Source organism: Clostridium sp. Marseille-QA1073 (assembly GCF_054863625.1).
In genome coordinates this window covers 43,424-68,455 of record NZ_JBSVQM010000023.1, presented here as the reverse complement: position 1 = coordinate 68,455, position 25,032 = coordinate 43,424, and the positions used below count along the sequence as shown (strand labels likewise).

Annotated in this window: 19 protein-coding genes and 1 pseudogene; 7 read left to right on the top strand and 13 right to left on the bottom strand. The window is 30.2% G+C overall.

The window, feature by feature from the left end:
• Positions 1-1,074 (top strand): hypothetical protein (locus ACY1IQ_RS17290; protein WP_461615147.1); only part of this gene is annotated, 1,074 nt, incomplete at its 5' end.
• 448 nt (positions 1,075-1,522) lie between these two features.
• On the opposite strand, the gene ACY1IQ_RS17285 is transcribed toward ACY1IQ_RS17290, so the two are convergent.
• The 3 genes from ACY1IQ_RS17285 to ACY1IQ_RS17275 all read right to left on the bottom strand — a co-directional run bounded on the left by ACY1IQ_RS17285 (position 1,523) and on the right by ACY1IQ_RS17275 (position 6,324).
• Positions 1,523-3,052, bottom strand: coding sequence for a glycine betaine uptake BCCT transporter (locus ACY1IQ_RS17285; protein ID WP_461615146.1), 1,530 nt, complete (start codon positions 3,050-3,052; stop codon positions 1,523-1,525).
• 559 nt (positions 3,053-3,611) lie between these two features.
• Positions 3,612-4,925, bottom strand: a complete 1,314-nt coding sequence (gene grdH / locus ACY1IQ_RS17280; protein WP_461615145.1) for a betaine reductase selenoprotein B — start codon at positions 4,923-4,925, stop codon at positions 3,612-3,614.
• A gap of 73 nt (positions 4,926-4,998) precedes the next feature.
• Complete coding sequence (locus tag ACY1IQ_RS17275) at positions 4,999-6,324, bottom strand: glycine/sarcosine/betaine reductase component B subunit (protein ID WP_461615144.1); 1,326 nt, start codon at positions 6,322-6,324, stop codon at positions 4,999-5,001.
• Between the two features lie 192 nt (positions 6,325-6,516).
• Here ACY1IQ_RS17275 and ACY1IQ_RS17270 point away from each other — a divergent pair, with 192 nt between their 5' ends.
• The gene (locus ACY1IQ_RS17270; RefSeq protein ID WP_461615143.1) at positions 6,517-7,188 is read left to right on the top strand and encodes a TetR/AcrR family transcriptional regulator; all 672 of its coding nucleotides are present in this window, start codon (positions 6,517-6,519) and stop codon (positions 7,186-7,188) included.
• A 211-nt stretch (positions 7,189-7,399) separates the two neighbouring features.
• Here ACY1IQ_RS17270 and abc-f read toward each other — a convergent pair whose 3' ends face one another.
• Entirely contained in the window at positions 7,400-8,956 is a 1,557-nt protein-coding gene (gene abc-f / locus ACY1IQ_RS17265) for a ribosomal protection-like ABC-F family protein (protein WP_461615142.1), read from the bottom strand.
• Between the two features lie 605 nt (positions 8,957-9,561).
• Between abc-f and ACY1IQ_RS17260 the strand changes: the two genes are divergently transcribed.
• Positions 9,562-10,740 (top strand): class I SAM-dependent rRNA methyltransferase, encoded by a 1,179-nt coding sequence (locus ACY1IQ_RS17260; RefSeq protein ID WP_461615141.1) that lies wholly within the window; start codon positions 9,562-9,564, stop codon positions 10,738-10,740.
• 33 nt (positions 10,741-10,773) lie between these two features.
• Here ACY1IQ_RS17260 and ACY1IQ_RS17255 read toward each other — a convergent pair whose 3' ends face one another.
• Positions 10,774-10,965 (bottom strand): hypothetical protein, encoded by a 192-nt coding sequence (locus ACY1IQ_RS17255; RefSeq protein ID WP_461615140.1) that lies wholly within the window; start codon positions 10,963-10,965, stop codon positions 10,774-10,776.
• A gap of 422 nt (positions 10,966-11,387) precedes the next feature.
• Between ACY1IQ_RS17255 and ACY1IQ_RS17250 the strand changes: the two are divergent.
• Positions 11,388-12,607: pseudogene (locus tag ACY1IQ_RS17250) on the top strand (NupC/NupG family nucleoside CNT transporter).
• Between the two features lie 918 nt (positions 12,608-13,525).
• Here the strand turns inward: ACY1IQ_RS17250 and ACY1IQ_RS17245 are convergent.
• The 5 genes from ACY1IQ_RS17245 to mnmL form a co-directional block, all read right to left on the bottom strand.
• Positions 13,526-14,407, bottom strand: a complete 882-nt coding sequence (locus tag ACY1IQ_RS17245; protein WP_461615139.1) for a DMT family transporter — start codon at positions 14,405-14,407, stop codon at positions 13,526-13,528.
• 137 nt (positions 14,408-14,544) lie between these two features.
• Positions 14,545-14,889: a hypothetical protein gene (locus tag ACY1IQ_RS17240; protein WP_461615138.1), complete on the bottom strand. Its 345-nt coding sequence runs from the start codon at positions 14,887-14,889 to the stop codon at positions 14,545-14,547.
• Positions 14,890-14,937: 48 nt separating this feature from the next.
• A complete protein-coding gene (locus ACY1IQ_RS17235; RefSeq protein WP_461615137.1) occupies positions 14,938-15,504 on the bottom strand; it encodes a S66 peptidase family protein in 567 nt (188 codons plus the stop codon).
• A 185-nt stretch (positions 15,505-15,689) separates the two neighbouring features.
• A complete protein-coding gene (locus ACY1IQ_RS17230; RefSeq protein ID WP_461615136.1) occupies positions 15,690-16,397 on the bottom strand; it encodes a 2-phosphosulfolactate phosphatase family protein in 708 nt (235 codons plus the stop codon).
• Positions 16,394-17,332, bottom strand: a complete 939-nt coding sequence (gene mnmL / locus ACY1IQ_RS17225) for a tRNA modification radical SAM protein MnmL/YtqA (protein ID WP_461615149.1) — start codon at positions 17,330-17,332, stop codon at positions 16,394-16,396. Before mnmL ends, ACY1IQ_RS17230 begins: the two co-directional genes overlap by 4 nt.
• Before the next feature lie 301 nt (positions 17,333-17,633).
• On the opposite strand from mnmL, the gene ACY1IQ_RS17220 reads away from it, so the two are divergent.
• Positions 17,634-18,056, top strand: coding sequence for an EamA family transporter (locus tag ACY1IQ_RS17220; RefSeq protein WP_461615135.1), 423 nt, complete (start codon positions 17,634-17,636; stop codon positions 18,054-18,056).
• Between the two features lie 136 nt (positions 18,057-18,192).
• Here ACY1IQ_RS17220 and ACY1IQ_RS17215 read toward each other — a convergent pair whose 3' ends face one another.
• The 3 genes from ACY1IQ_RS17215 to splB all read right to left on the bottom strand — a co-directional run bounded on the left by ACY1IQ_RS17215 (position 18,193) and on the right by splB (position 22,263).
• The gene (locus ACY1IQ_RS17215; RefSeq protein ID WP_461615134.1) at positions 18,193-19,488 is read right to left on the bottom strand and encodes a metallopeptidase TldD-related protein; all 1,296 of its coding nucleotides are present in this window, start codon (positions 19,486-19,488) and stop codon (positions 18,193-18,195) included.
• Positions 19,488-20,912 (bottom strand): TldD/PmbA family protein, encoded by a 1,425-nt coding sequence (locus ACY1IQ_RS17210; RefSeq protein ID WP_461615133.1) that lies wholly within the window; start codon positions 20,910-20,912, stop codon positions 19,488-19,490. Before ACY1IQ_RS17210 ends, ACY1IQ_RS17215 begins: the two co-directional genes overlap by 1 nt.
• Before the next feature lie 343 nt (positions 20,913-21,255).
• Positions 21,256-22,263 (bottom strand): spore photoproduct lyase, encoded by a 1,008-nt coding sequence (gene splB / locus ACY1IQ_RS17205; RefSeq protein ID WP_461615132.1) that lies wholly within the window; start codon positions 22,261-22,263, stop codon positions 21,256-21,258.
• A gap of 223 nt (positions 22,264-22,486) precedes the next feature.
• Between splB and ACY1IQ_RS17200 the strand changes: the two genes are divergently transcribed.
• Together ACY1IQ_RS17200 and ACY1IQ_RS17195 are read left to right on the top strand one after the other, a co-directional pair.
• Positions 22,487-23,569, top strand: coding sequence for a YkvI family membrane protein (locus ACY1IQ_RS17200; protein WP_461615131.1), 1,083 nt, complete (start codon positions 22,487-22,489; stop codon positions 23,567-23,569).
• Positions 23,570-23,914: 345 nt separating this feature from the next.
• Positions 23,915-24,820 (top strand): radical SAM protein, encoded by a 906-nt coding sequence (locus ACY1IQ_RS17195; RefSeq protein WP_461615130.1) that lies wholly within the window; start codon positions 23,915-23,917, stop codon positions 24,818-24,820.
• Positions 24,821-25,032 lie beyond the last annotated feature (212 nt).

Sequence of the window (25,032 nt, the reverse complement as noted above, 5' to 3'; positions counted from 1 at the left end):
CGGTTGGACCTGTTGGACCTGTTGGACCGCTTGGGCCTGTCGGACCGCTTGGACCTGTCGGGCCTGTTGGACCTGTTGGACCTGTTGGGCCGGTTGGGCCGGTTGGACCGCTTGGACCTGTCGGGCCTGTTGGACCGGTTGGGCCTGTTGGGCCGGTTGGACCTGTTGGGCCGGTTGGGCCGGTTGGACCGGTTGGGCCTGTTGGGCCTGTTGGGCCTGTTGGGCCGGTTGGACCTGTTGGGCCGGTTGGGCCGGTTGGACCTGTTGGGCCTGTTGGACCGGTTGGACCGCTTGGACCTGTCGGGCCTGTTGGACCGGTTGGACCTGTTGGACCGGTTGGGCCTGTCGGACCGCTTGGACCTGTCGGGCCTGTTGGACCTGTTGGGCCTGTTGGACCGGTTGGACCGGTTGGGCCTGTTGGGCCGGTTGGACCTGTTGGACCGGTTGGGCCAGTTGGGCCGGTTGGACCGGTTGGGCCGGTTGGACCTGTTGGACCGGTTGGACCAGTTGGGCCTGTTGGACCTGTTGGACCTGTCGGACCGGTTGGACCGCTTGGACCTGTTGGACCTGTTGGGCCTGTTGGACCGGTTGGACCTGTTGGGCCTGTTGGGCCTGTTGGACCGGTTGGTCCGCTTGGGCCGATTGGGCCTGTCTGACCTGTTGGACCTGTCGGACCGGTTGGGCCTGTCGGACCGGTTGGACCGCTTGGACCTGTTGGACCTGTTGGGCCGGTTGGTCCGGTTGGACCTGTCGGACCGGTTGGACCACTTGGACCAGTTAAGCCGGTTGGACCGGTTGGGCCTGTTGGGCCAGTTGCCCCTGTTGCTCCCGTTGCTCCTGTTGCCCCTGTTGCTCCTGTTGCTCCAGTTGCTCCTGTTGCTCCCGTTGCCCCTGTTGCTCCTGTCGCTCCTGTTGCCCCTGTCGCTCCTGTTGCTCCTGTTGCTCCTGTTGCTCCCGTTGGCCCTGTTGCTCCAGTTGCCCCTGTTGCTCCAGTTGCCCCTGTTGCTCCTGTTGCCCCTGTTGCTCCAGTTGGGCCGGTTGGGCCTGTTGGACCGATTTGCTCTATCTGACTAACATTATTATTGGAATCTTCTAATCCTTCCATAATTTCAATCATAGTATCTATCTTTTTTATCGTATCGGCATCTATTGAGTTATTATATTCATCTAACTTAAACATAGTTACCCCCATATATTTTCAACTTATTTGTATTTATTTCAATATCTACAAAAGACATTGAATATACTACGATATAGTATGCTTGTACAATATATTTGGTCCTATTTTTAATATTGTTATAATTTTATTTACTTACAATTAAAATTCAGTTATCAATTATACAGTAATTACTGAAACTTACTCCATAAAAATAGAGATAAGGTTTATATCATCTTATCTCTCTCCTCATTGTTTATTATATTATTTTATTTACATTTTAAAATCATATATTTTTTATAGAACTTATATTAATATTATAGAATCATTAAAGTAAACATTAGATATTTAATTTTTACAATCTACTTATATTTTTTCTTCCTTAAAGGCTTTCCATAATGATATGCAAGCTAATAGCATTACTAATATAAAAGGAAAAGCTGCTACTACCGAGGCTGTTTGAAGTGATTTCAATCCTCCGGATAATAATAATGCTACTGCTAATAATGATTGTACTAGTCCCCATAATATTTTTTTAGTATTAGAAGGATTTAAATCTCCCTTTGAAGTCAGCATACCTAAAACAAATGTAGCTGAATTTGCAGAAGTAATAAAGAAAGTACAAAGTAACACTATAGTTATTACCGCTATAACTATACCTAATGGATAATTTTGAACTATAGCAAAATATGCTGTTTCAGGAACTACTGCTATCTCTTTAAGTTTATCAAAAGGTATTTTTCCTGTAATACCTAAATCAATTCCTAAAGTTCCAAAAATTGAAAACCAAATTAAAGAAGCTATTGTAGGTGCAACTATAACCCCTAGTATAAATTCCCTTATTTTTCTTCCTCTTGAAATTCTAGCTATAAATATTCCTACAAATGGAGCCCATGCTATCCACCATGCCCAATAAAATATTGTCCATCCATTTATCCAGCTATTATCTCCGAAAGCCTCTAAATGTAAACTATTTTGTATAAAATTTCCAATATAAGCTCCTGTTCCACTTGTTAGTGAATTTATCATTTTAATTGAAGGTCCAATTAAAAAGCATAATATTAATATGCCAAATGCAAGTATTAAATTTAAATTTGATATTGCACTTATCCCTTTTTCTATTCCCTTAACTGCTGTATATATAAATATTATTGTAATAACTGCAATTATAATCAATTGAACTAAATTAGTCGTAGGTATGTCAAACATATAGTTAAGTCCACTATTTATTTGTAATGTACCTAGTCCTAGAGAGGTAGCTACCCCTGCTACTGTAGCAAATACTGCTAATATATCTATTGTTTTACCTATAGGTCCATTTACCCTTTCTTCTCCTAATAAAGGAATAAATATGCTACTTATAAGACCTGGTTTACCTTTTCTAAATTGAAAATAAGCAAGTGCAAGACCTATTATGCTATAATTTGCCCAAGGATGAAATCCCCAGTGCATTAAAGATGATTTCATAGCAAAATTTGCTGCTTCTATTGAACCTGCTTCAATTCCTGATGGTGGTGATACAAAATGAGAAAGTGGCTCACCTATTCCCCAGAACACAAGACCAATTCCCATACCAGCTCCAAAGAGCATTGCAAACCATGCTGTAGTACTATAATCTGGTTTAGAATCCTCTGGGCCAAGTTTAATATTACCATATTTACTGAATGCTACTACAATAGCAAAAATAACAAATACAAGCATTGAACTAAGGTATGCCCATCCGAACTTTTCTGTTAAAAAAGCAAATAAGTTATTAGACATATTTGCAAAATTTTCTTGAGCTAATATTCCCCAAAGTACAATGGCAAAAGTAATGATTAAAGATATAATAAAAACTTCATCAGTCTTTGATTTTGGTGATAATTTATTATTTACTGATGGCTCAATATTTTTCATAAATAGCCCCCCAAATATTTATTTTATATGAGGTTGACATTATCAATAGATTTACTTCATTAAGACTTAATGCATAGCTAAATATAGCTGTTTCTTAGATATTTTAATTCACAAATTTTTCAATTCACAATTCTCTATTGAGGATATTTCTACCTTAATTATGCGTTCACTTCCACCCCTGGGGTGCAGTATGATAGAAAAGAGTATTTAATATAATAGATACTACTTTATTTATATTGGTTATCTCTATTAATATTTGTTTTAAAATTTTGGGTGTTGTCCCAAACTATACTGCACCTCAGGGGAACCCTAAAGTGCTTCACTATTGTTCCCCAGAGGTGGAAAACTGGCAATTGTATTGCTAGTAAAAAAACTATTAAAGAAATTGATTCGTAAAAAATTAATTTCCACCGCATTGTGAATTTTGAATTGTGAATTGTGCATTATTTTAAGTTGTAAATTTAATAGTTCTAATACTAAAAAGCATAAACTATTTTCGCATATATATTAATTTTAAAACCAGTATATCTATATACCATTGTCAGCCTTTAAATTCTTATTACATTTTCACCTTAAATACTGTTTGTTCTTTAACATCTTCAGTTAATGCATCTAGTGCAACACCTACTCTGTAATATCTTAATCTCCACTGTTCTTCTTTAGTAGTAGCTGGATCTCCTAATGGGTATGGTATGGATATTGTAGGAACTATTTTGTTTGCTCCTGCTGTTTTAGCTACTGGTATTAGATTAGCCATTTGTACTATTGGGAATCCTGCTTTTTCTATTTCTTTTACCATCGTTGCACCACAACGCGTACAAGTTCCTCACGTAGAAACCATTATAACTCCATCCACTTTATCTTCCTTAAGGTATTCAACTATTTCTCTAGCCATTCTTGCTGCTTCTGCTTGAGTTGTACCAGTTCCAACAGTTGAATAAAAATAATCATGAAGATATCCAAACTTACCTTCTTTTTCATATTGTCTTAATACATCTAATGGAAGAATTACATTAGGATCATTATCCGCTGCTGCTGGATCAAAACCTGCGTGTATTGTCTTATATACTCCACCTTCTAAGTTGTTCGTATCTTTAATATTATATCTTCCCCATCTAGTTGCAGATGCAGATTGAATTCTATCTGGATTGTCAACAGGTACAATTCCTCCTGTTGTCATAATTGCAATTTTAGCCTTAGATAAATCTTTGATTGGAGCAGCTATCGGTACTCTATCTGCTTTTGGTATTGGAAGCTCTGTAATAAATTCTTCTCCCATTAACTTTTTTATAAGCATTTCTACTGCTCTATCAGCACCTGTTTTTCTATCTTCTCTCCATACTTGATGCCTTATTCCTCTTGGATAATATCCTTCTTTGTTAGCACCTAAATTTTCTTCACCTTTTAATAACTTATTACCAAACTTAGCCATAGCCCTTATATCTGATTTCATCTTAGCTGCACTATGACCACCTCTAAATATATACATTTCCTTTTTAAACATCTCAACACCTGGATTTTCAATATGCATTGATGTTATAACAGGTACATTAAATTTATCTTTTACCGCTCTACATATTTCTCCACAGGCAACTCCATACCTTCCTGCTTGAAAAGCTGGACCTGCAAAAAATATATCAAAATCTATACTTTCAAGCTCAGATAAAATAATATCTATTGCTTCTTTCGTATTAGAACCCATAAAGTTATCTCCACAAATTATTGTATGAGTAACCTCTGCATCTTCTAAATTCTTATTTAATTCTATAGCTGGTCCTACTAAACCATTTTTTATTACTGGTTTAAAATCAGCCTTGTCTTCTCCTCCAATTTGGCCAAAGAACTGATTTATATATAAAATTGCTTTTTTCATATAATATATCCCCCTATAATTTATTGAAGATTATTTTTGATTATTATAATTATTGATTTTTCTTATTTTATAACTAAAAATCTATTACTGTTTTTGGTGACCATCCACAAACTTGATCCCCACAGAACATAGCATTATTTTCCATTATAACTGAACCATCCTCTCTAACTGATGGTCCTAAAATTTCGTCATTAGACCATCCACCTGAAAGACCATCTCTTCCTAATGCTTCAAGCTCTCCTAATACAATCTCCATAGGTGGTAGCTCTATAAGTTCAGAAACATTACCACAAGATACAATTGCATTTTCCTTTTCATCCATAGATACTAGTGGCTGTGATTGGCCATCTCTACCAGTACATTCATTTGTTAATCCTACAACTTTAACCCCTGCGTCTTCTAATGCAACTATACAAGCTGTAAAATCTGCATCAGGATTTCCATATCCTTCTTCAGCAACTATGGCACCATCTGCTCCTAAATTTTTTGCCATTTGGGATACAAATAAAGCTGCTCTATTTTTTTGCTCTAATGCTACATTAAGATTAGACATTATTACTCCTAAAAAGTTAAGTGTCTTACCATGCTCCTTATATAACCTCTTAATAGTCGGATTATTCTGAAATTCATAAGTGGCCCATTTAGAAGAGCAAGGCATAAAACTTCCTGATACTACTGCTCCATCTAATATTTCATTAGGATGCATAAAAGTAGGCACCATTCTATTCATATCCCAACCATAAAGCAAATCATTGTACCCTAGCTCCTCCATTTGAGATTGGGGCTGCATTACGAATACCATACTAGGAAGTTTGTTTATATCTTCACTTCTCTTTGTAACAGGTTCAAGTTCATATATCTCTACTTCTTCTGGCTCTTGATTTTTTACGCACTGAGCTATAAATTCAGCAAGTTTATGACCAGCTTCCCTTAATGCCCTGTTCTTTTTTTGTTGCTCTCTTTTTTCAAATTCTTCATTAGTGTCAGCAACTAATACTATATTTTTAAGCTGGGAGTAATAAGTATACTTAGCGCCTTCCCCACTCATATCTATTAGTCCATCTTGAAATCCACCCCAATGTTTTCCCACTACAAGTAAACTACAATCTTTAAGTGCATGAGTTCTTCCCTCTCCAGCTTTAACAAGTTCTCCTGTATATCCAGGGAATAAAGAGTTTCCATTTAATTTGACTCTTGGTTCAATAGCTTCTTTAACAGGAACAAGTCTTACCTTGTCTCCTGGTTTTACAATATATAATTCTGCTTCTATAATACGTTTATCTTGTTTAACAAAGTTTAGTGCTTCTTCTTTGTTTATTGTCAATAGTCCATCTTTAAACTCTGTGTTATCTCCAAAAACAATATCTCGTACATAGAAATTTCCTATTTCTAATTTCATAAATACACCCCATTTTCATATTTTACAAATATTACCTTTAGTAAATAATATGTTGTTTGGTAGGTTTGTAAACGCGTTTATAAACATGTTTACAAATTGTTAAACACCTATCTATTGTTTTTTCAAATATTACTATTTTCTTAATTATGCTATAATAGTAAATTATGGATATACGTTTTAAGGAGAATGCAAATGGCAAAAACTGCTTTAGAAAAAAAACAAGTTATGATTTCTTTTATAGATGCTGCCTCACAAATTATGGATAGTGAAAGTATTGAAAGTATCACAGCGAGAAGGGTAGCTAATTTAGCTGGTCATAATGTTGCTATAATTTACAGGTATTTTAATAATCTAGATCATCTTATATTCTTTGTCTGTGTAAAATACTACAATAACTATGTTCATGACCTATATAATTATGTAAATATAAATGATAATACTATAAAAATTTACTATAATATTTGGAAGTGTTTTTGTATTCATTCCTTCAATAATCCACAAATATTTAAAGCTATGTTCTTAAATAATATAAATCAGTCTTTTACTCAAGCTATAAATAATTACTATGAATTATTTCCTGAAGAATTAGAAAGCTTGCCTAAGGAATTATCTCATATGCTAGATAAGGAAAATATACATGATAGAGATAAGGCCGTATTATTAAAGGCAGTAGAAGACAATTACATAGATAAAAAAGATTTAAATGAAATAAGTGAAGTGATCATTATTTTTTATGAAGGTATACTTACAAGGCTTATAAGCGATTATCATAAATATACTAAAGAAGATGCTCTAAACTTGACTTTGAAATTTATTAGACAAATATTGAAATCTTATTGTTTAAAAGATATAAACTTAGATTAGGAAATATTTTAAAAATCAAGATAAAAAAGTCTATAACATATATTTCGTTATAGACTTTCTTATATACCATTTTTAACTACTTTCAAATATATCATAATAATACTTTAATTTATTAAATAAATATAAGACAGTAATAATACCTGTTGATATTATTACTGCCTTTATACTATTGTTAATGTTAATTTACATTAAACTGCTGTACATGGAATTATTATACGATTTTAGTCGTCCATTCCTCACAATTCCATACATCTGTTACTATATCTCTATAGAATTCTGGTTCGTGACAAACCATTAGTATACTTCCTTTGTATTCTTTTAATGCACGTTTTAATTCTTCTTTTGCGTCTACATCTAAATGATTAGTAGGCTCGTCTAATATGAGTATATTTGTTTCTTTATTTATTATTTTAGCAAGTCTAACTTTAGCAGCTTCTCCTCCTGATAGTACCATTACCTTACTTTCAATATGTTCTGTGGTAAGACCACATTTAGCCAAGGCTGAACGAACTTCGTATTGAGTATAGCTTTGGAAGTCTTGCCAAAATTCTTCTATACAAGTATTATAGTTTGCTTCTTTTATTTCCTGCTGAAAATATCCTATGTATTGATAATCTCCTAATTCTACTTTACCATTTAAAGCTTTAATTTCTCCCATTAAGCTTTTTAATAGAGTTGTCTTTCCTAGACCATTAGCTCCCACAAGAGCTATTTTTTGACCTCTTTCCATATATAAATCAAGAGGTTTTGAAAGTGGTGAATCATATCCTATAACTAGTCCTTTAGTTTCAAATATGACTTTACCTGATGCTCTAGAAGACTTAAAGTTGAAAGTTGGCTTTGGCTTTTCTTTTGAAAGCTCTATTCTCTCAATTTTATCTAGTTTCTTTTGTCTAGCCTTTGCCATACCTGTTGTAGCAACATTAGCCTTATTTCTAGCAACAAAATCTTCAAGCTTTGCAATTTCTGCCTGTTGTCTTTCATAGGCAAGTTCTAATTGTTTTTTCTTAGCCTCATAAATCCTTTGAAATTCATCATAACTTCCAACATATCTATTAAGTTCTTTATTTTCAACATGATAGATTAAGTTAATTACAGAGTTTAAAAAAGGAATATCATGCGATATTAATATAAAGGCATTTTCATAGTTTTGTAAGTATCTTTTAAGCCATTCTATATGAACTTCATCTAAATAGTTAGTAGGCTCATCTAAAAGTAATATATCTGGATTTTCAAGCAAAAGTTTTGCTAATAATACTTTTGTTCTTTGTCCACCACTTAAATCAGAAACATCTCTATCTAATCCTACATCACTAAGTCCAAGTCCCTTTGCGGTTTCCTCTATTTTAGCATCTATAATATAAAATCCATTATTATCTAAAAGATCTTGAATTGTTCCCATTTCATCTAAAAGTTTCTCTAATTCTTCCTCTGTGGCATCTGCCATTTTATCTGTTATTTCAAGCATTTCAGCTTCTAGATCAAATAAATATTGAAAAGCCCCTCTTAACACATCTCTTATTGTCTGCCCTTTTGCAAGTTGAGTATGCTGGTCCATGTACCCTACTCTTACTCTATTAGACCATTCAACACTACCTTCATCTGGCATTAATTTACCTGTAATTATATTCATAAAGGTAGACTTACCTTCTCCATTTGCTCCTATAAGACCTATATGTTCTCCTTTTAAAAGTCTAAAAGAAACATTTTCAAATATAGCTCTATCACCAAAACCATGACTAATATTTTTGACCGTAAGTATGCTCATTTTATCTCTCCTTAAAATTCAATATAGGCACAATTTATAGTTTAAAATATAAACCTATATGATGTCAAAAGAAAAAATAATCCTTTATGACTAAAAATTGAATATGCACATTCTCATTAAAAATTTAAGTTATAAACTAACATTAATACTTTTTCAACACCAAATTCACAATTTTGGATATTTCTTAGTTAAATGTTAGTAGAATTAATTGTAAATCAAGGGACAGTTCATTTCAAAATGAAAATTATTAAAAAGAATGAGCATTCCTTATTCTTGGTTATCTCCATTAATATTAGTTTAAGTTTTTGAATATTGTTCCAAACTATACTACACCTCAGGTGAACCCTTATACAATTGAGAATTGACAATTGACAATGAAAAATTATTGATACTTCTTTTTTACAAGAGAAGTTTTAAATTTATTTTAATAAAAGTGACATAGTCACTTTTATTGAAAAATCTATTTATAGAAATTAGTTTGATTAAAACTAATTTCAACCTTAATTGTGAACTATGAATTGTGCATTGTGAATTAAATATTGAGGTTATATAAAAATTTTCATTGTGATATACTACTAACATCTTATTTTTTAGGAGGACAAAAGATGAACTGTAAATTTTATTTGGATAAAGGTCGTGGTAAAAGAGCCTTGAGTGGCCATCCATGGATCTTTGCTACAGAGATAAATGGCTATGATGGAGAATATACTAATGGTGATATTGTTGAAGTCTATACTTCTGACAATACTTTTATAGGAAAAGGGTACATAAATGATGCTTCTCAAATAGCCATAAGAATAATGACTAGGGATATAAACGAGGAAATAGATAAAGATTTTTTTAGAAGAAAATTAAAAGATGCTTGGGAATATAGAAAAAAGGTTATAGATACATCTTCTTGCAGATTTATCTTTGGAGAAGCTGATTTTATACCTGGAATGGTCATAGATAAATTTGAAGATATCTATGTAATTCAATCCTTAGCACTAGGAATTGATAAATACAAACAAATTATTGTAGATATATTAGTTGAAGAATATAACGCAAGAGGAGTTTATGAGAGAAGTGATGCTGCTGTTAGATTAAAAGAAGGCATGGAGCAGAGTAAAGGATTTTTAAGTGGAACTTTTGATACCATGATAACCATTGAAGAAAATGGTGTTAAATATTATGTGGACATAGAAAATGGTCAAAAGACAGGATTCTTTTTAGACCAAAAAGAAAATAGAAAAGCAATACATAAAATTTGTAAAGACTCAAAAGTTATAGACGTATTTACTCATACAGGTTCTTTTGCCTTAAATGCTGGAATTGCTGGTGCTAAAAGTGTCTTAGGTATAGATATATCCCAGCATGCAGTAGATTTTTGCAGGAAAAATGCAGAGCTTAACAATTTGCAAGATACAGTTAAGTTTGAATGTCATGATGCCTTTGATATATTGAAAGAGTTTAACTACCAAGGAAGAGAATTTGATGTTGTAATATTAGATCCACCTGCTTTTACAAAAGCAAGAGAAACCATAAAAAATGCAAAAAAAGGTTATAAAAAAATAAATTATAGAGGAATAAAATTAGTAAGAAAAGGTGGTTATCTTGTAACAGCTTCTTGCTCACACTTCATGAGTCCAGAGTTATTTAAAGAAGCTATATATGAGGCTGCAAAAGATGCTGGCAGAATGCTTAGACAAGTAGAATTTAAAACTCAAGCACCAGATCATCCAATACTATGGACAGATAATGAAGAATCTTATTATTTAAAGTTCTTTATATTTCAAGTTATATAGAAAAACCGTGACTAAATGTCACGGTTTTTAATATTATTTTCTATCGTCTATTTTAGCTGATGTATAATCTCTAAGGTTATAATAATTTGGTATTTCATTAGAAAATTCTGAAGAAAACTCATTATGTCTATTATGTCCACTATTATTTTGTGATTCTATATATCCTTGTTCTCTTCCTAAATTAAAGGCTCTTTCTAAATCTTCTTGAGTAAAAATTTTTTTCATATTTAACACCTCTTAACTTGTGAATATTAATTAAAAATAGCTTTCCTAAAAATTATCTTTAATATACATCTTCTTCTCTTCTAAAGATATTTACTCTCCCAAAATATTTAATATAAATTTTATTAATATTATAAATTTTTTTAAAATATTAGAAATTTTAATCAAAATAAATTTACAATTTTTTATAGAATATTTTCATGTAATTTATTTTTGAACCATAAATATATTTAAACTCTTTATTTATCCCGATTTTTTCTATACTTAGTTCTAGATGACAAACATTATCATTTAAAATAAGAAAAATGTTTTGTTTAAAATTGTCGAATTTTATTCTATATTATTTAATGGACTTTACAAGTACATCTATGTTCTCGATTAATTACTTGTATAGAATCTAAAAATTTATATACGGAGAATGTATTATGGATAGATTTATAGGAATTTTTGGTTTAGCTATTTTTATCTTAATAGCATATTTATTTTCTACTAATAGAAAAAAGTTGATTGGAAGCTTGTTACCATTGGAGTAGTTCTTCAAGTAATATTTGCACTATTAGTACTTAAAGTACCTTTAGGACAAAAGTTTTTCCAATTTGCTAGTAATATAATTGATAAATTATTGCAATTTACTACTGAAGGTACTGATTTTGTATTTGGAGATTTAGTAAACGTAAATAAAATAGGATTTATATTTGCATTGCAAGTACTGCCTACTATAATTTTCTTTTCAGCACTTATGAGTATACTTTATCATTTAGGTGTTATGCAGTTCTTTATTTCAATTATATCTAAGAGACTTGCAAAAATTTTAGGAACTAGTGGAGCGGAAACATTATCTGCCGTAGCTAATATATTTGTAAGTCAAAATGAAGCACCTCTTATTATAAAGCCTTATATGGAGAAAATGACTAAATCTGAGCTATATTCAGTTATGGTTGGTGGTATGGCTACCGTTGCTGGTAGTGTTATGGCTGGTTATGTAGCTATGGGTGTCAGTGCTGGTCATTTACTTGCAGCTAGTGTTATGTCTGCACCAGCAAGCTTAGTTATAGCAAAGATTATGATTCCTGAAACGGAAGAACCATTAACTAAGAATTCAATTGAATTAAAGAACGAAAAAACTACTACTAATATAATTGAGGCAGCAGCTAATGGTGCCATGGATGGTATTCAAATTGCTTTTAATGTAGGTGGATTATTAATAGCTTTTATCGCTTTAATAGCTTTATTAAACTTTCTTTTAGGATGGTTAGGTGGATTAGTTGGTGCTGATTTCTTAAGCTTAAGCTGGATTTTTGGTAAACTCTTTTCACCTGTTGCATATATAATGGGTATTCCGGCAAAAGACATAGCAGTAGCAGGAGATCTTCTTGGCCAGAAAGTTGTATTAAATGAATTTGTTGCTTACGCTAATCTTTCACCGCTAATTGCTAGTGGTCAATTAACTGAAAAAACAATAGTAATATTAACTTATGCACTTTGTGGATTTGCTAATTTTAGCTCTATAGCAGTTCAGATAGCTTCTATAGGGGGAGTTGCACCTGGAAAACGTAGAGATGTTGCAAAGCTAGGACTAAAAGCAGTTTTAGGGGGTTCTCTAGCCGCCTTTATGACTGCTGCCATTGCAGGTGCATTGTTATAATCTTTATAAAAAATAATAATCTATTAAGAATATGAGTAATCTAAAATAAAGATATACTATATGTAATATTACATATAGTATATCTTTATTTTATTGAATTATATATATCTATACTCTTATATGGATACAATTTGAAAATTTAAAATATACTTTGAAAATAAATTTTCTATAAAAGGAGCTTAAACTCTTAAAAATTGAGAATAGGAAATTGATAATTATTGAAAAAAGCTATTTACAAATATTTTAAAGTTAAATGAGAAACTTTCTTCAATTTCTCATTAATTATATATTTCGACATGTATTAAAGATATTTATGGACTTATTTGTAAGAATATTTTTATTTACTTTTAGTAATATTAATGTAAGAATATACATATAGTAAATATTTGGAAGTAGAAGAGGTGATTTTTTGAAAAAACTATCCACCTTTAGACTTATTCAAATTTTTATATTTTTCCCCCTTTTAATTGTACTGGCAACTTATAATATGAGCGAAAAAGAACAAATAACATTTATATCCCTTTTTACCCTCTATACAGTAATCTATGAAGTTTTACTCCTTAGGAAAAGACATAGCAAAGCCTCAAAATAAACATAACTTTATTTTGAGGCTTTATAAATGTACCAGTTCTAAAATTAACATATCTATGAAAATAATTGTTTTTTTAATATTATAATTAAAACTTTGAATTCACAGTTCACAATGCAAAATTCACAATTACTGATACTTCTCTTTTATAAGAGAAGTTTTGAATTTATTTCTTTTTAAAACAATACAGTTACTTTTGTTAAAAAAACTATTTGAAGAAATTAATTTGTAAAATTAATTTCAACTATAATTGTCAATTTTCCATTCTCAATTCTCCATTGATTAACCCCCAGAGGTGGAAAACTAGCAGTGTATTGCTATTAAAAAGATTATTTGTAAACAGATTTGGATGCACTCTTCTTATTAAAATCTAGCTCAGCAATTAAAACACTAAGCAGTAAAATTACTGCACCTATATATCCCTTTCTAGTAAGGATCTCTCCTAAAAATGCATAGGCAAATATAGCTGAAAAAACTGGTTCCAATGATAGGATAAGTCCAGTATGGGTTGCACTTGTGTATTGCTGCGCAGTTGTTTGTACAATATAACCAACTGCAGTACAGAGAATACTTAGCGATAATACTACAAACCATGATATGCTATTATTAGGAAGCTTCACAGTCTCCGTTAACATTGAAAATAGAACGCTGAAGATACCAACAAAGCCAAGTTGTAAAACCCCAAGAGCAATTGAATCAACTTTCTGAGTAAAGACACTGGTTACAACAATATGTGCTGCAAATAATAGTGCACATAGTATGCAAAGAAGATCTCCACTACTTAATCTCAGCTCAGTATTCAATGTCAATAAACCAATTCCAATTAACGCTAAACATACTCCAACAATAACTTTCTTCTCAATTTTTTGCTTTAAAAATATAAAAGAAATTACTGGTATTAAAACTACAGAAAGGCTAATTAAAAATCCAGCATTTGAAGCTGAAGTATATTTTAACCCAAATGTCATTGAAATAAAAACACTAAATAAAATTATTGATAAAATCAAAGCATATTTTATTGTTTTTATATCTATTTTAAAAATTTGTTTTTTAAATACAATGGCAGATATCCCAAAAGCAATAATAAACCGTAGTGCTATTAAATTAAATGGTTCAAAAGTTTCAAGTCCTATTTTAGTAAGAATATATGATGCCCCCCAAAAAATTGTAATCATTAACAGCATCAAATCCGCTTTTGTTTTACTATTCATAGCCCTTCCCCCTATATAATACAATTAATATTACTTTACATATTATTACCTCTTTTTAAGACCTAGTAATATCTCTGTTATTTTTTAAATTTTCTGATATTTCTTTTTGAATTTTCTATATACAATATAAATTCTCATCACTCTATATTTCCTGATTCAGTAAATATAATTTCTTTTTGGTCTCCATCTATAATAACTTTTGTGCCAAAGGCTAATATAGCCTGTGGATTATTATGACCTGCTCTAAAATTTGTAATTATTGGCTTTTTATGTGGAAGTAAAATTTCTTTAAAAGTTTCTTCTAAAGTTAAATTACTATTATTGAACCCTTTACTATTAACATTACAATTTGTCCATGTTCCTAGTATTATACCACTACAGTCATTAAATTTACCTGCAAGAGATAATGACCTTAACATCCTACCAATATTAGATGCATCTTCTTTAGTGTCTTCTATAAATAATATTTTCCCTTGTATCAACCTCGTAAGCAGAACCTAAAGTCCTCGTTAGCAGCGATAAATTACCACCTACAAGCTCTCCTCAGCTTTACCACCAAACAAGGAATCAATAATTTCTCCTGGAGGATTTTCTATCAAACCTGGTGCTTCATTTGTAAACAAATTCTTCTTGATACTGGCAAAAGTATATGGGTCAAATTTAAATTTATCACCTTTCTTTTTATATATATTTGAAGATGCCATAGATCCGTGATAAGTGACCATCCTGCATATTTTATTGAGTACTATGTGCAAAGCTGTAATATCGCTATATCCTAAAAAAATCTTAGGGTTTTCCTTTATCAAGTCATAGTCAAGTAATTTAAGTATATGTTGTATACCATATCCAGCTTTTAAGCAAATGATTCCTTTAATACTTCTATCCTGAAAAGCATCATTAATATCTTTAGCTTTTAAATAATCGGATATTGGTAAATCTCTTTGTGTAGTGTAACAACTAGGATACATAACTGGTTCAAGTCCCATTGCTTTTATCATTTTTTCCCCTTTTTTAACAACTTCCTCTGTTGCTGGTGAAGATGGTGCAATAATTGCCACCTTGTCTCCTATATTTAATTTCTTTGGTTTAATAATCATAAATAGCCTCCAAGTATCCTATAAAATTTCATTATCTAATAAAAAGTATTTCTTTAATTATTACTAGATACTTTAAATACCTCCTCATAATATCTCAAATATACAAAAAACCTCAGGAGAACAGCACTATAATTTTATAGAAGTTCCCTGAGGTGTATAATCTATTCCACTCTACTTTTTTCATATTATATATTTATTTTACCATCTTTATACTCTGGTACTATATCAACTAAATCCTTAGAAAGACAATATTTCAAGTCTTCTTCTAAACCTAGCTCTAATATTCTTTTATAGTGAGAAGCATTTTTTACAAAGGAAAATATATCTTTGTTATTACTATATATATAATTAGCAGTTACTGCTATATCTGTAAGTTCTATCTTTATTTCCTTTTTTATTAATTCTATTATATATCCACTAGTAATAAAATCATCTATAGAGAACTGTCCATGTGTACCAGCATTTATAAATACTATATCTTTATTTAGTTCTATTAGCTTATTTGCAATAGCTTTTCCATTTATCATAGAAGCTATGAATATTCTACTTGCCCCTTTCACATTCCTTATAGCCTTTGTACCATTAGTTGTAGTCATAACTAGTGTTTTACCTTGAATATTTTCTCTTGTATAATCCAGCGGAGAATTAGAATAGTCAAATCCCTCTATTTTAAGGGCATTTCGCTCTCCACCTAATATATATTTCTCTCTATCCTCCTTAACAATTTCTCTAGCTTCTTCTACATGAGATACAGGTATAACTTCCTTACACCCATTATTTAATGCCGTAACCATCACTGAAGTAGCTCTAAGAACATCAATAACCACAACAACCTTATCTTTAATTTTTTCTTCTTTAATGTCACTAGCAGAAATTATTATATCAATTTTCATAAAATCTCCCCCTTAAAATTCATACCTTGATATAGATTTTCATCTTCTAACTTTTTATCTATAGCATTTAAAACTTCCCATTTCTTTAAGCTCCACATAGGTCCTATTAATAGATCTCTAGGTGCATCACCAGTTAATCTATGTATTACCATACTTTCAGGAAGTAATGTTATAGTCTCACATATTAAATCTATATATTCTTCCATCTCCATAAGTTTTAAATGGCCACTTTTATAAAACTTTTCCAAAGGAGTATTTTTCATAAGATGAAGAAGATGTATTTTTATTCCTTGAATATTACTGTGTGCTACATAATTTATTGTGTTTATCATATCTATCTTACTTTCACCAGGCAATCCAAAAATTACATGTGTGACTACATCAATATTTCTTTTTCTTAAATTTCTAACTCCTTCTTCAAAGACTGAAAGCTCATAACCTCTATTAATAAGTCTTGCAGTTTCATCTTTTGAGGTTTGAAGTCCTAATTCTACCCATGTATAAACTTTGTTTGAATACTCTTCAATTAAGTCTAGAACCTCTTCACTTAAACAATCAGGTCTTGTAGCAATAGCTAATGCTACTACATCTTGTTGATTTATTGCTTCTTCATACTTTTCTCTTAAAATATCAATAGCTGCATAAGTATTGGTATAAGCTTGAAAGTAAGCTATGTATTTTCCATCTTTCCATTTTTTATTCATCATCATTCTTATATCTTCAAATTGCTTAGATATAGAAAAGCATCTATCTCCTGCGAAATCTCCTGAACCTCTTTCAGAACAAAATACACATCCACCTTTGCTTATAGTACCATCCCTATTAGGGCAAGAAAAGCCCGCATCTAAAGATATTTTAAATACTTTTTGGCCAAATTTTTCTCTTAAAAAATAATTTAAATTATGATATCTCTTTCCTTTCCAGTTCTTTGTCATAGCATATTCCTTTCTAAGCATAATGTTTTATCACTAAAATATATTATTAATAACAATACCTAAATTATAACGCAAAATATATATAAATAGTATTCTTTTAATTATGATAAAATCCTTATCTACAAATTTAAAACTAATATGTAACAGCCCTTTGTAAAAATTTAACAAATAATATAAAGGATTTTCAACTCATTATATTTAATATAGTAAAAATAAGCTTTATGAAAACTTTAATTTGAATATGTTTAATATTTGGGTTAAACTTTATAAGTCTAAATTTTTATAAAAAGGAGTGGATACCATGTGGATTGTTTATTCTTTATTATCAGCAATTTTTGCAGCGTTAGTTGCCATATTTGGTAAGATAGGCCTTACTAAACTAGATGCTAATAGTGCTACTGCTATTCGTGCTATTGTTATGGCTATATTTACAACTTTAGTAGTATTTTTTCAAGGAAAATTTTCTGAAGTTTCTAAGATACTAGAAGATAAGAGAGCACTATTATTTATTATTTTAAGTGGAACAGCAGGAGCCCTATCTTGGATATTCTATTTTACTGCTATAAAAACAGGAAAAGTAGCAGAAGTATCTGTTTTAGATAAAACTAGTGCAGTTATGGCAGCAATACTTGCATTTTTAATACTAGGTGAAAAAATAAATAAAACAAGTATATTAGGTCTAGCTCTTATGACTATAGGTGCAATACTTGTAGTTTTAAAATAAGCTTTTATTTCGTATTTATTATGGCAACTTTTAAAATTAAAACTATAATAATATAAATATAAGCACATAATAATTAAAATCCACTTCTGGAGAACTTCAAGCAATTTTACTCTCATTCTCCAAAGGTGGATTTTAATTATCTTCCTGCTACTGATATATTTTTTAATAACATTGCTTTTGGACCAAAGAAGTTTCCGTTTACTTCAACTTCAGATGATAAATACATTTCTCCTTGTACATTTTTTATATTTCCTGATATAGAACCACCTGTCATAGGAATTATCTTATCTCCATCTACATATAAGGCAAGTCTTATCTCTCCGCCAAAATCTCCTGTTAAACTATCCATTTGAAAGTCTGAAAAAGCTTCTACTATAATACACGGTTCACTTTTCATTTCTTCAAATGTCTTACTTCCCCCTTCAACAATATAATTTTTAAGAGTTCCTGTTGGGTTTACATTTAAATAATAACTGTTTCTAACATCACCATAATAGTTTATTAACTTTCCATCTTCAACTATTTCTATATTTGATAACTTAAAGCCATCTTCATCATAAGGTGAAGATACTGGAGAATTTTCTAATTTATTAGTTAAAGTGATATTTAATAAATCACCTTTTACATTCTTTCCTTGAATTTTATCCCCAATTTTAAATTTTCCTATTTTGTTATACACAGATTTAACATTAGCTTGTGTATAATAATATGTCATCATTTCTTTTACATTATCACCTTTTAATATTACGTTATAACTTCCTGTTGATGGCTCTTCTTTTGCTTTTGCCTTATACTCTGAAACTTTTAATGCTTCCTCTACTTTATTCTCTATATAAGCTTCATCATAATCAGAAAAGCTCAACATATTGTAAAGCTCTACTTCTTCTTCACCTTTCCAATTTGTAATGAATTCTATTTCTGATAAATTACTTATATAGCTTACATCTACCCCTTCAGAGTTCACAATTCTAGTAAAAACTTTACTTAAAAATATCTCTGAAGAATTTATACTTCCATCTTCTTTGTTATCATTTTTATAAAGAGAATCTTTTAATCTTATCATCCATTTAATAGAATCCTCTTCATTAAATTTAGAAGGTATAGTTATAGTTTCTTCCTTAATTCCACTTACCAATGGATAATACTTATTTTTCACAAATTTTGCTGCATAACTAGCATCATTTATAGCTTTTCTTATCTCTTCATCACCCATTGTAGTATATACTTCTATTGATGAATTTCCTTTAAATTTCTCTCCATTTTCTTCAAAGTCTACATAAACTACAACATTAAACTTATGAACTTTTTTATTTCTGTTCATATCTAATTGTTTTTTTATAAAAAACATTTCTTCACTAATTACTTTCTTTTCTATTATCTTATATCCACTAATATCAAACTCTTTTAATATAGAAATTATATTATCTATCATTATCCTAACCTCACTCTCGCTTTAATATATGGACCTCCAGAAGATACCTTTACATATTCCTTATATCCTTTACCGCAAGCTCCACTTCCCTCTAAACATATTTCCCCAGAAACCATAGATATAGATTTTAATAAGTCTGGTACATATCCAGTTAAAACGATAGGAGAAAAGATTTTTCCTGTAAGTTTTCCGTCTTTTATTTCATATGCAAAGTTCACCATACATTGGATTCCCCAACTTTTAGGATCCTCCATTCCACTCATAGGTACATCTAATAAAAAACCATAATCTATGGATTTAATCATTTCTTCTAAGTTACAATAACCTTTTTCAAAAAACGTATTAGTCATTCTTGAATAAGCTTTTCTTTCAAAGGATTGTCTTTTCCCATTACCTGTAGGCCTTTCACCTAATTTTAGTGCTGATAAAGTATCAGATATTCCACATTTTAATACACCTTTATCAATAATAACTGTATCTTGTCCTAATACTCCTTCATCGTCAAACAAATAAGAAGACATATGTCTTTCAGATGTTGCTCCATCACGCATTGTTACTAATGGTGATGCAATGTGTTGTCCTATATACTCCTTGGCTTTTGCTCTTTCTTTAAGGAACATGTCCATTTCTACACCATGTCCAAAAGCTTCATGAGCAATTAATCCTGACACTTCTGGAGAGCATATTACATCATACATTCCTGGAATTATAGGCTTAGCCTCTAATGCCTTTAAAGCAGTATCTACAACCTCTTTAATTGAACTTTCCATTTCATCTATAATTTCTACACCTTCTAATCCAGAAAAAACTTTATAATTAAATCTAGTGTCCTCTTCATCAGTGGTTATACATTGAATCATACCTTCACTCCACAAATAACTTTGCTCTAAATCTTTTTTATTTGACATAAAGATTTTATTTACATGAAGATAATTATATCTTACTACTACATCTAAAATCTTATCGCTAAGAACTATTGCATTTTTATTTATGTTTGTAATTTTATTTAATATTTCTTTATCACTAACAGTCGTTGGATAAACATCTACTTTATCCTTAAAGGACTTTGTTATTTCTTCTTCCTCTAATACTGGATAATGATTTACTTCATTTTCATTAAATAAAGATATATAAGTTTTTACTTTTTCTTTAATTTGTTCTGCAAGATTTTCTACGCTATCATATGATATATAATCAAAGGAAAATTCTGAATAATTGATTCCATTATATACTCTTAGAACAAATCCTCTTTCATTCCAAGTAGAATTTTTTATAGAAGTTCCAGTTGTTAAAGAAGTATATTCTTTCCCAAAACAGTCAGTTCCTAATACAGATACATATTTATATTTCGTTGATAAGATTTCTATAAGTTTCTTTATAGATTTCTTTGATTCTATAAGAAAATTTGATAATTCTAATTCCATATATTACACCCCTCTTTATTTAAAACTATGTATTAAAATGTTATGCTAGAATATTTTTACTTATTATTATATCACTAAAATTATCATAATTTTCAATTTAATATAGCATAAAAAATTTCTATTCACTCTCATACTTTTATATAATAAATAATTGATTAATATTTCTTATTCAGTTTAAAATTTATTTTTAAAAAGGAAAAGCTAGCAATTTTCTTGCTAGTTTACACTTAAAGGGCTTATACTTCTACAATTAATGTATTCAAATTATAAAATTTCTATTGTTAACAAATCATTGATTATACTTTTCCATATTATTTTTAAAGATTAAAACAAAATTGACTTTTTAAATTATATAATTTATATTTTCCTCTCCAAAAAATTCATTTATACTCTTTGTAAAAAACTCTTTATATTCTTTCATTTCATCATCTTTATAAATATATTTTCCATAACCAAATTGACCGAATTTAAACTTTCTTAGTTCTTCTTCCATAGGTAAAATACTTTTAGGAAATATGCTTAATATATTTTCCTTAGCTCTTTTAGTAAATCTATGAGAAATTACTTCAAAGTTTATTTTTGTATTTGGAATTTTTTCTTTAATCTTATATAAAAGTTCATAATATTTCTCTTGATAATTATCACATAAAAACACTGGAGCAATTATAAATCCCAAACTATATCCCGCATCACTTACTTTTTTAGCTGCTTCTATTCTTTCTTCAAAACTAGGTGTTCTATGTTCAAACTTACTTATTACTTCATTTATGTTTAAACTAAATCTTATAGTAGTTCTACCATTATGTTTTGCATCTAAAAGACTATCCACATCTGTATATTTAGTAACAAATCTAAAAAGTGCTTTTTCATTTCCACCAAAATACTCAATAGCTTTTTTTAAGGCTCCTGTATACTGTTCTACTGGTATAGGATCTGAAGTAGCGGCTCCTTCAAATATTGTTATATTAGGTAGCCTCTCTTCTACATATTTTCCTGCTTTTTCTAATATTTCTTCAACATTTACATGAATCTTTGTATATGGTTTTTTTCCCATTTGGGTGTTTAAATAGCAATACTCACACATTCCCATACATCCACTAACTAACGGAAGTTGATAATGAGCTGATGGTTTACAAGATTCAAATTTTAATGTCTTTCTCACTCCTACAACTAAAGTATTCTTTCCTTCTCCATACATTTCCGTAGGACTTTTACCTGGACTTCCAGATATTCTGCCGCTTTTAGAATACTTTATTTCCACATTTTGATCTTTGAAAAACTCTAAAAGTTCCTTTCCTTTGTCATATTTCAATGCTCCTTCTTCAAAAATCACTCTTTTGGGATTAAACATTTATATCACCTCAACAATAGTGTTTGTAAAAAAATTAATACTAAACATAAGAAATCATCATTTTACATTATATTCACTTTGAAGTTTTTAACTTTATTTATAGATTTGATTGTGAAATTCATACTATAACTTATAATATTTATTTTATTTTACGTACTTAAGTATTTTTCTTATGAATAAAATTGTACAACCCCTTATATATTTAAAGTATATAGATAAGATTATGGGGGAGATATACTTGAAGAAACAACTAGCTTTAATTTTTCAAACAGCTACAGTTTTTGTGGGCACTATTGTTGGAGCAGGGTTAGCATCAGGTCAAGAAATAACTCAGTTTTTTACTACATATGGATATAAAAGCTTTATTGGATTATTAATTTGTGCAATATTTTATATCTTTGTTAGTTCTATGATAGTATCCATAAGTCTACGTTACAATTTAAATTCCTACACTGAGCTAATAAACTTAGTAAGTCCTGGCTTTCTAGGAAAAATCACCGATATTTTAACTAGCTTTTTTCTAGTAGCTGGTGCAGCAATCATTTTAGCTGGTGGAGGAGCATTATTAAAACAATATTTTGGACTTCCAAAATATATTGGAATTATCTTAATGGCAATAGTTTCTCTTATCACTTTACTTCGTGATACAAAAGGTCTAATTGCTATTAATTCTTTTATTGTACCTTCACTTTCTACTATTATAATTGCTGTATTTACCCTTTATTTAATATATTATAGAGATAATATGTCCTTAGAATTTATGAAAACTATACCTGTTCATAAGAATATGATAATACCTTACCAATGGATAATTTCATCATTTTTATATGCAGGATTCAATATGTTATCCTGTAGTGGAGTTCTTGTTCCTGTAAGTAAAGAAATTAAAAATAAATCTATGATTATCTTTGGCCTTATATTAGGTTCATTGTTATTGACCTTACTAGGATTTCTAATAAATTCTATGTTACTAGTAAATATTCCTAATATATTTAAATATGAAATACCTTTACTTCATGTAGCAAGCAAATTTGGACCATTAATGCAGGTTCTCCTTCTACTTGTTATTTGGTGTGAAATGTTCTCAACAGAAGTATCAGATATATATAGTGTAGGAAAAACTCTTGAGCAAAAGTTTAATATACCTTATAAAAAAGCTGTAGTTATAATACTTCTTATCGCTCTTCCGGTTTCTCAAATAGGTTTTAAAAATTTAATAACTTATTTGTATCCCGGCTTTGGTATTATAAGCTTAATATTTGTGGTACAAACTTTCATATTCTATATGAAAAAATGTAGAAAATAGTAAATGAAGCCTTCACCTCTGAGTAATCTGATATTTTTCAGAGGTGATTTTACATAATATATTAAACTTTATAAATAGTTAAAGACTAGCAATAAAAGCTCAATATTTTATTTAAATTGTGCATTCTCCATTATATTAGGTTATAATTTTACTATATTAAGGCATCTTCAAAAACTAATAGACCAGTATATTAGCCTATTTTCCATCATACTGCGTCTTCAGAACCTGCACATAGCACCACTATGAGCAGAACCTAACTCCTTATCTGATAAAAATATACTAACATCTTTGGTCTATTAATTTCTTTCATGTGCCTAAAATTACACTTTACCTAGGAGATTTACTATGGAAAATTTATATATGTTAAAAAACTGTAATCTTTGTCCTAGAAACTGCTCTATCGATAGAACAGTTGGAAAACTAGGATTTTGTAATTCGAATTCAAATATAAAAGTTTCTAAAGTTTCTAAACATTATTGGGAAGAACCTTGTATTTCTGGTTCTAAAGGTTCTGGTACTGTTTTCTTTTCTAATTGCAACCTTAAATGTGTTTTTTGTCAAAATCATCAAATTAGTCATAATGGAGTGGGAAAAGAAATTTCTATCGAAAGACTTAGTGAAATATTTCTAGCGCAGCAGGAAAGTGGAGTTCATAATATAAACTTAGTTACTCCTACCCACTATATTCCTCAAATCATTGAGGCTATAAAATTAGCTAAAGATAATGGATTAAATTTACCTATTGTGTATAATTCTAACGGATATGAAAATGTAGAAGCTATTAGAAAATTAAGAGGCTATATTGATATATATCTTCCAGATTTAAAATATTTTAATGATAAATATGCAATAAAATATTCCAATGCCAAAAACTATTTTAATAGCGCAATCTCTGTTATTGAAGAAATGTTTAATCAAGTAGGTGAACCTAAATTTAATAATGATGGTATGATGGAAAACGGTGTTATAATAAGACATTTGATGCTTCCTGGATTATTATTTGATTCTAAAAAAATCGTAGATTATATATTTAAGACTTATAATCACAAAGTTTATCTAAGTCTTATGAATCAGTACACACCAGTTTATAACTGTAATAAATTTCAGGAATTGACAAAACCTCTAAATCCTAAACATTATGATGTACTTATTAGTCATTGTCTAGAATTAGGATACAGGAATGCTTTTATACAAGAAGAAGGCACTGCAAAAGAAAGTTTTATACCTAACTTTGACTTAGAAGGAGTTTAATCGATGGAGAATTGACAATGGACAATTGAGAATTATGGTGGAAATTAGTTTTATTGAAACTAATTTCTTTAATAGATTTTTTTACTAGTAATACAATTGCTAGTTTTTTCACCTCTGATGAAAAGTAGTGAAGCCCTTTAGGGTTCCCATGAGTGAAATAATATGTATAGCTATGAATTGAGAACTGTGAATTTTAATAATGAAATAAAAAA

Coding starts and splice junctions, on each gene's coding strand:
- ACY1IQ_RS17235 (WP_461615137.1), bottom strand. CDS start 15,504: ATGATTATTAAACCAAAGAAATTAAATATAGGAGACAAGGTGGCAATT.
- ACY1IQ_RS17195 (WP_461615130.1), top strand. CDS start 23,915: ATGGAAAATTTATATATGTTAAAAAACTGTAATCTTTGTCCTAGAAAC.
- splB (WP_461615132.1), bottom strand. CDS start 22,263: ATGTTTAATCCCAAAAGAGTGATTTTTGAAGAAGGAGCATTGAAATAT.
- ACY1IQ_RS17255 (WP_461615140.1), bottom strand. CDS start 10,965: ATGAAAAAAATTTTTACTCAAGAAGATTTAGAAAGAGCCTTTAATTTA.
- abc-f (WP_461615142.1), bottom strand. CDS start 8,956: ATGAGCATACTTACGGTCAAAAATATTAGTCATGGTTTTGGTGATAGA.
- ACY1IQ_RS17220 (WP_461615135.1), top strand. CDS start 17,634: ATGTGGATTGTTTATTCTTTATTATCAGCAATTTTTGCAGCGTTAGTT.
- ACY1IQ_RS17210 (WP_461615133.1), bottom strand. CDS start 20,912: ATGGAATTAGAATTATCAAATTTTCTTATAGAATCAAAGAAATCTATA.
- ACY1IQ_RS17275 (WP_461615144.1), bottom strand. CDS start 6,324: ATGAAATTAGAAATAGGAAATTTCTATGTACGAGATATTGTTTTTGGA.
- ACY1IQ_RS17285 (WP_461615146.1), bottom strand. CDS start 3,052: ATGAAAAATATTGAGCCATCAGTAAATAATAAATTATCACCAAAATCA.
- ACY1IQ_RS17260 (WP_461615141.1), top strand. CDS start 9,562: ATGAACTGTAAATTTTATTTGGATAAAGGTCGTGGTAAAAGAGCCTTG.
- ACY1IQ_RS17215 (WP_461615134.1), bottom strand. CDS start 19,488: ATGATAGATAATATAATTTCTATATTAAAAGAGTTTGATATTAGTGGA.
- ACY1IQ_RS17230 (WP_461615136.1), bottom strand. CDS start 16,397: ATGAAAATTGATATAATAATTTCTGCTAGTGACATTAAAGAAGAAAAA.
- ACY1IQ_RS17245 (WP_461615139.1), bottom strand. CDS start 14,407: ATGAATAGTAAAACAAAAGCGGATTTGATGCTGTTAATGATTACAATT.
- ACY1IQ_RS17200 (WP_461615131.1), top strand. CDS start 22,487: ATGGGGGAGATATACTTGAAGAAACAACTAGCTTTAATTTTTCAAACA.
- mnmL (WP_461615149.1), bottom strand. CDS start 17,332: ATGACAAAGAACTGGAAAGGAAAGAGATATCATAATTTAAATTATTTT.
- ACY1IQ_RS17270 (WP_461615143.1), top strand. CDS start 6,517: ATGGCAAAAACTGCTTTAGAAAAAAAACAAGTTATGATTTCTTTTATA.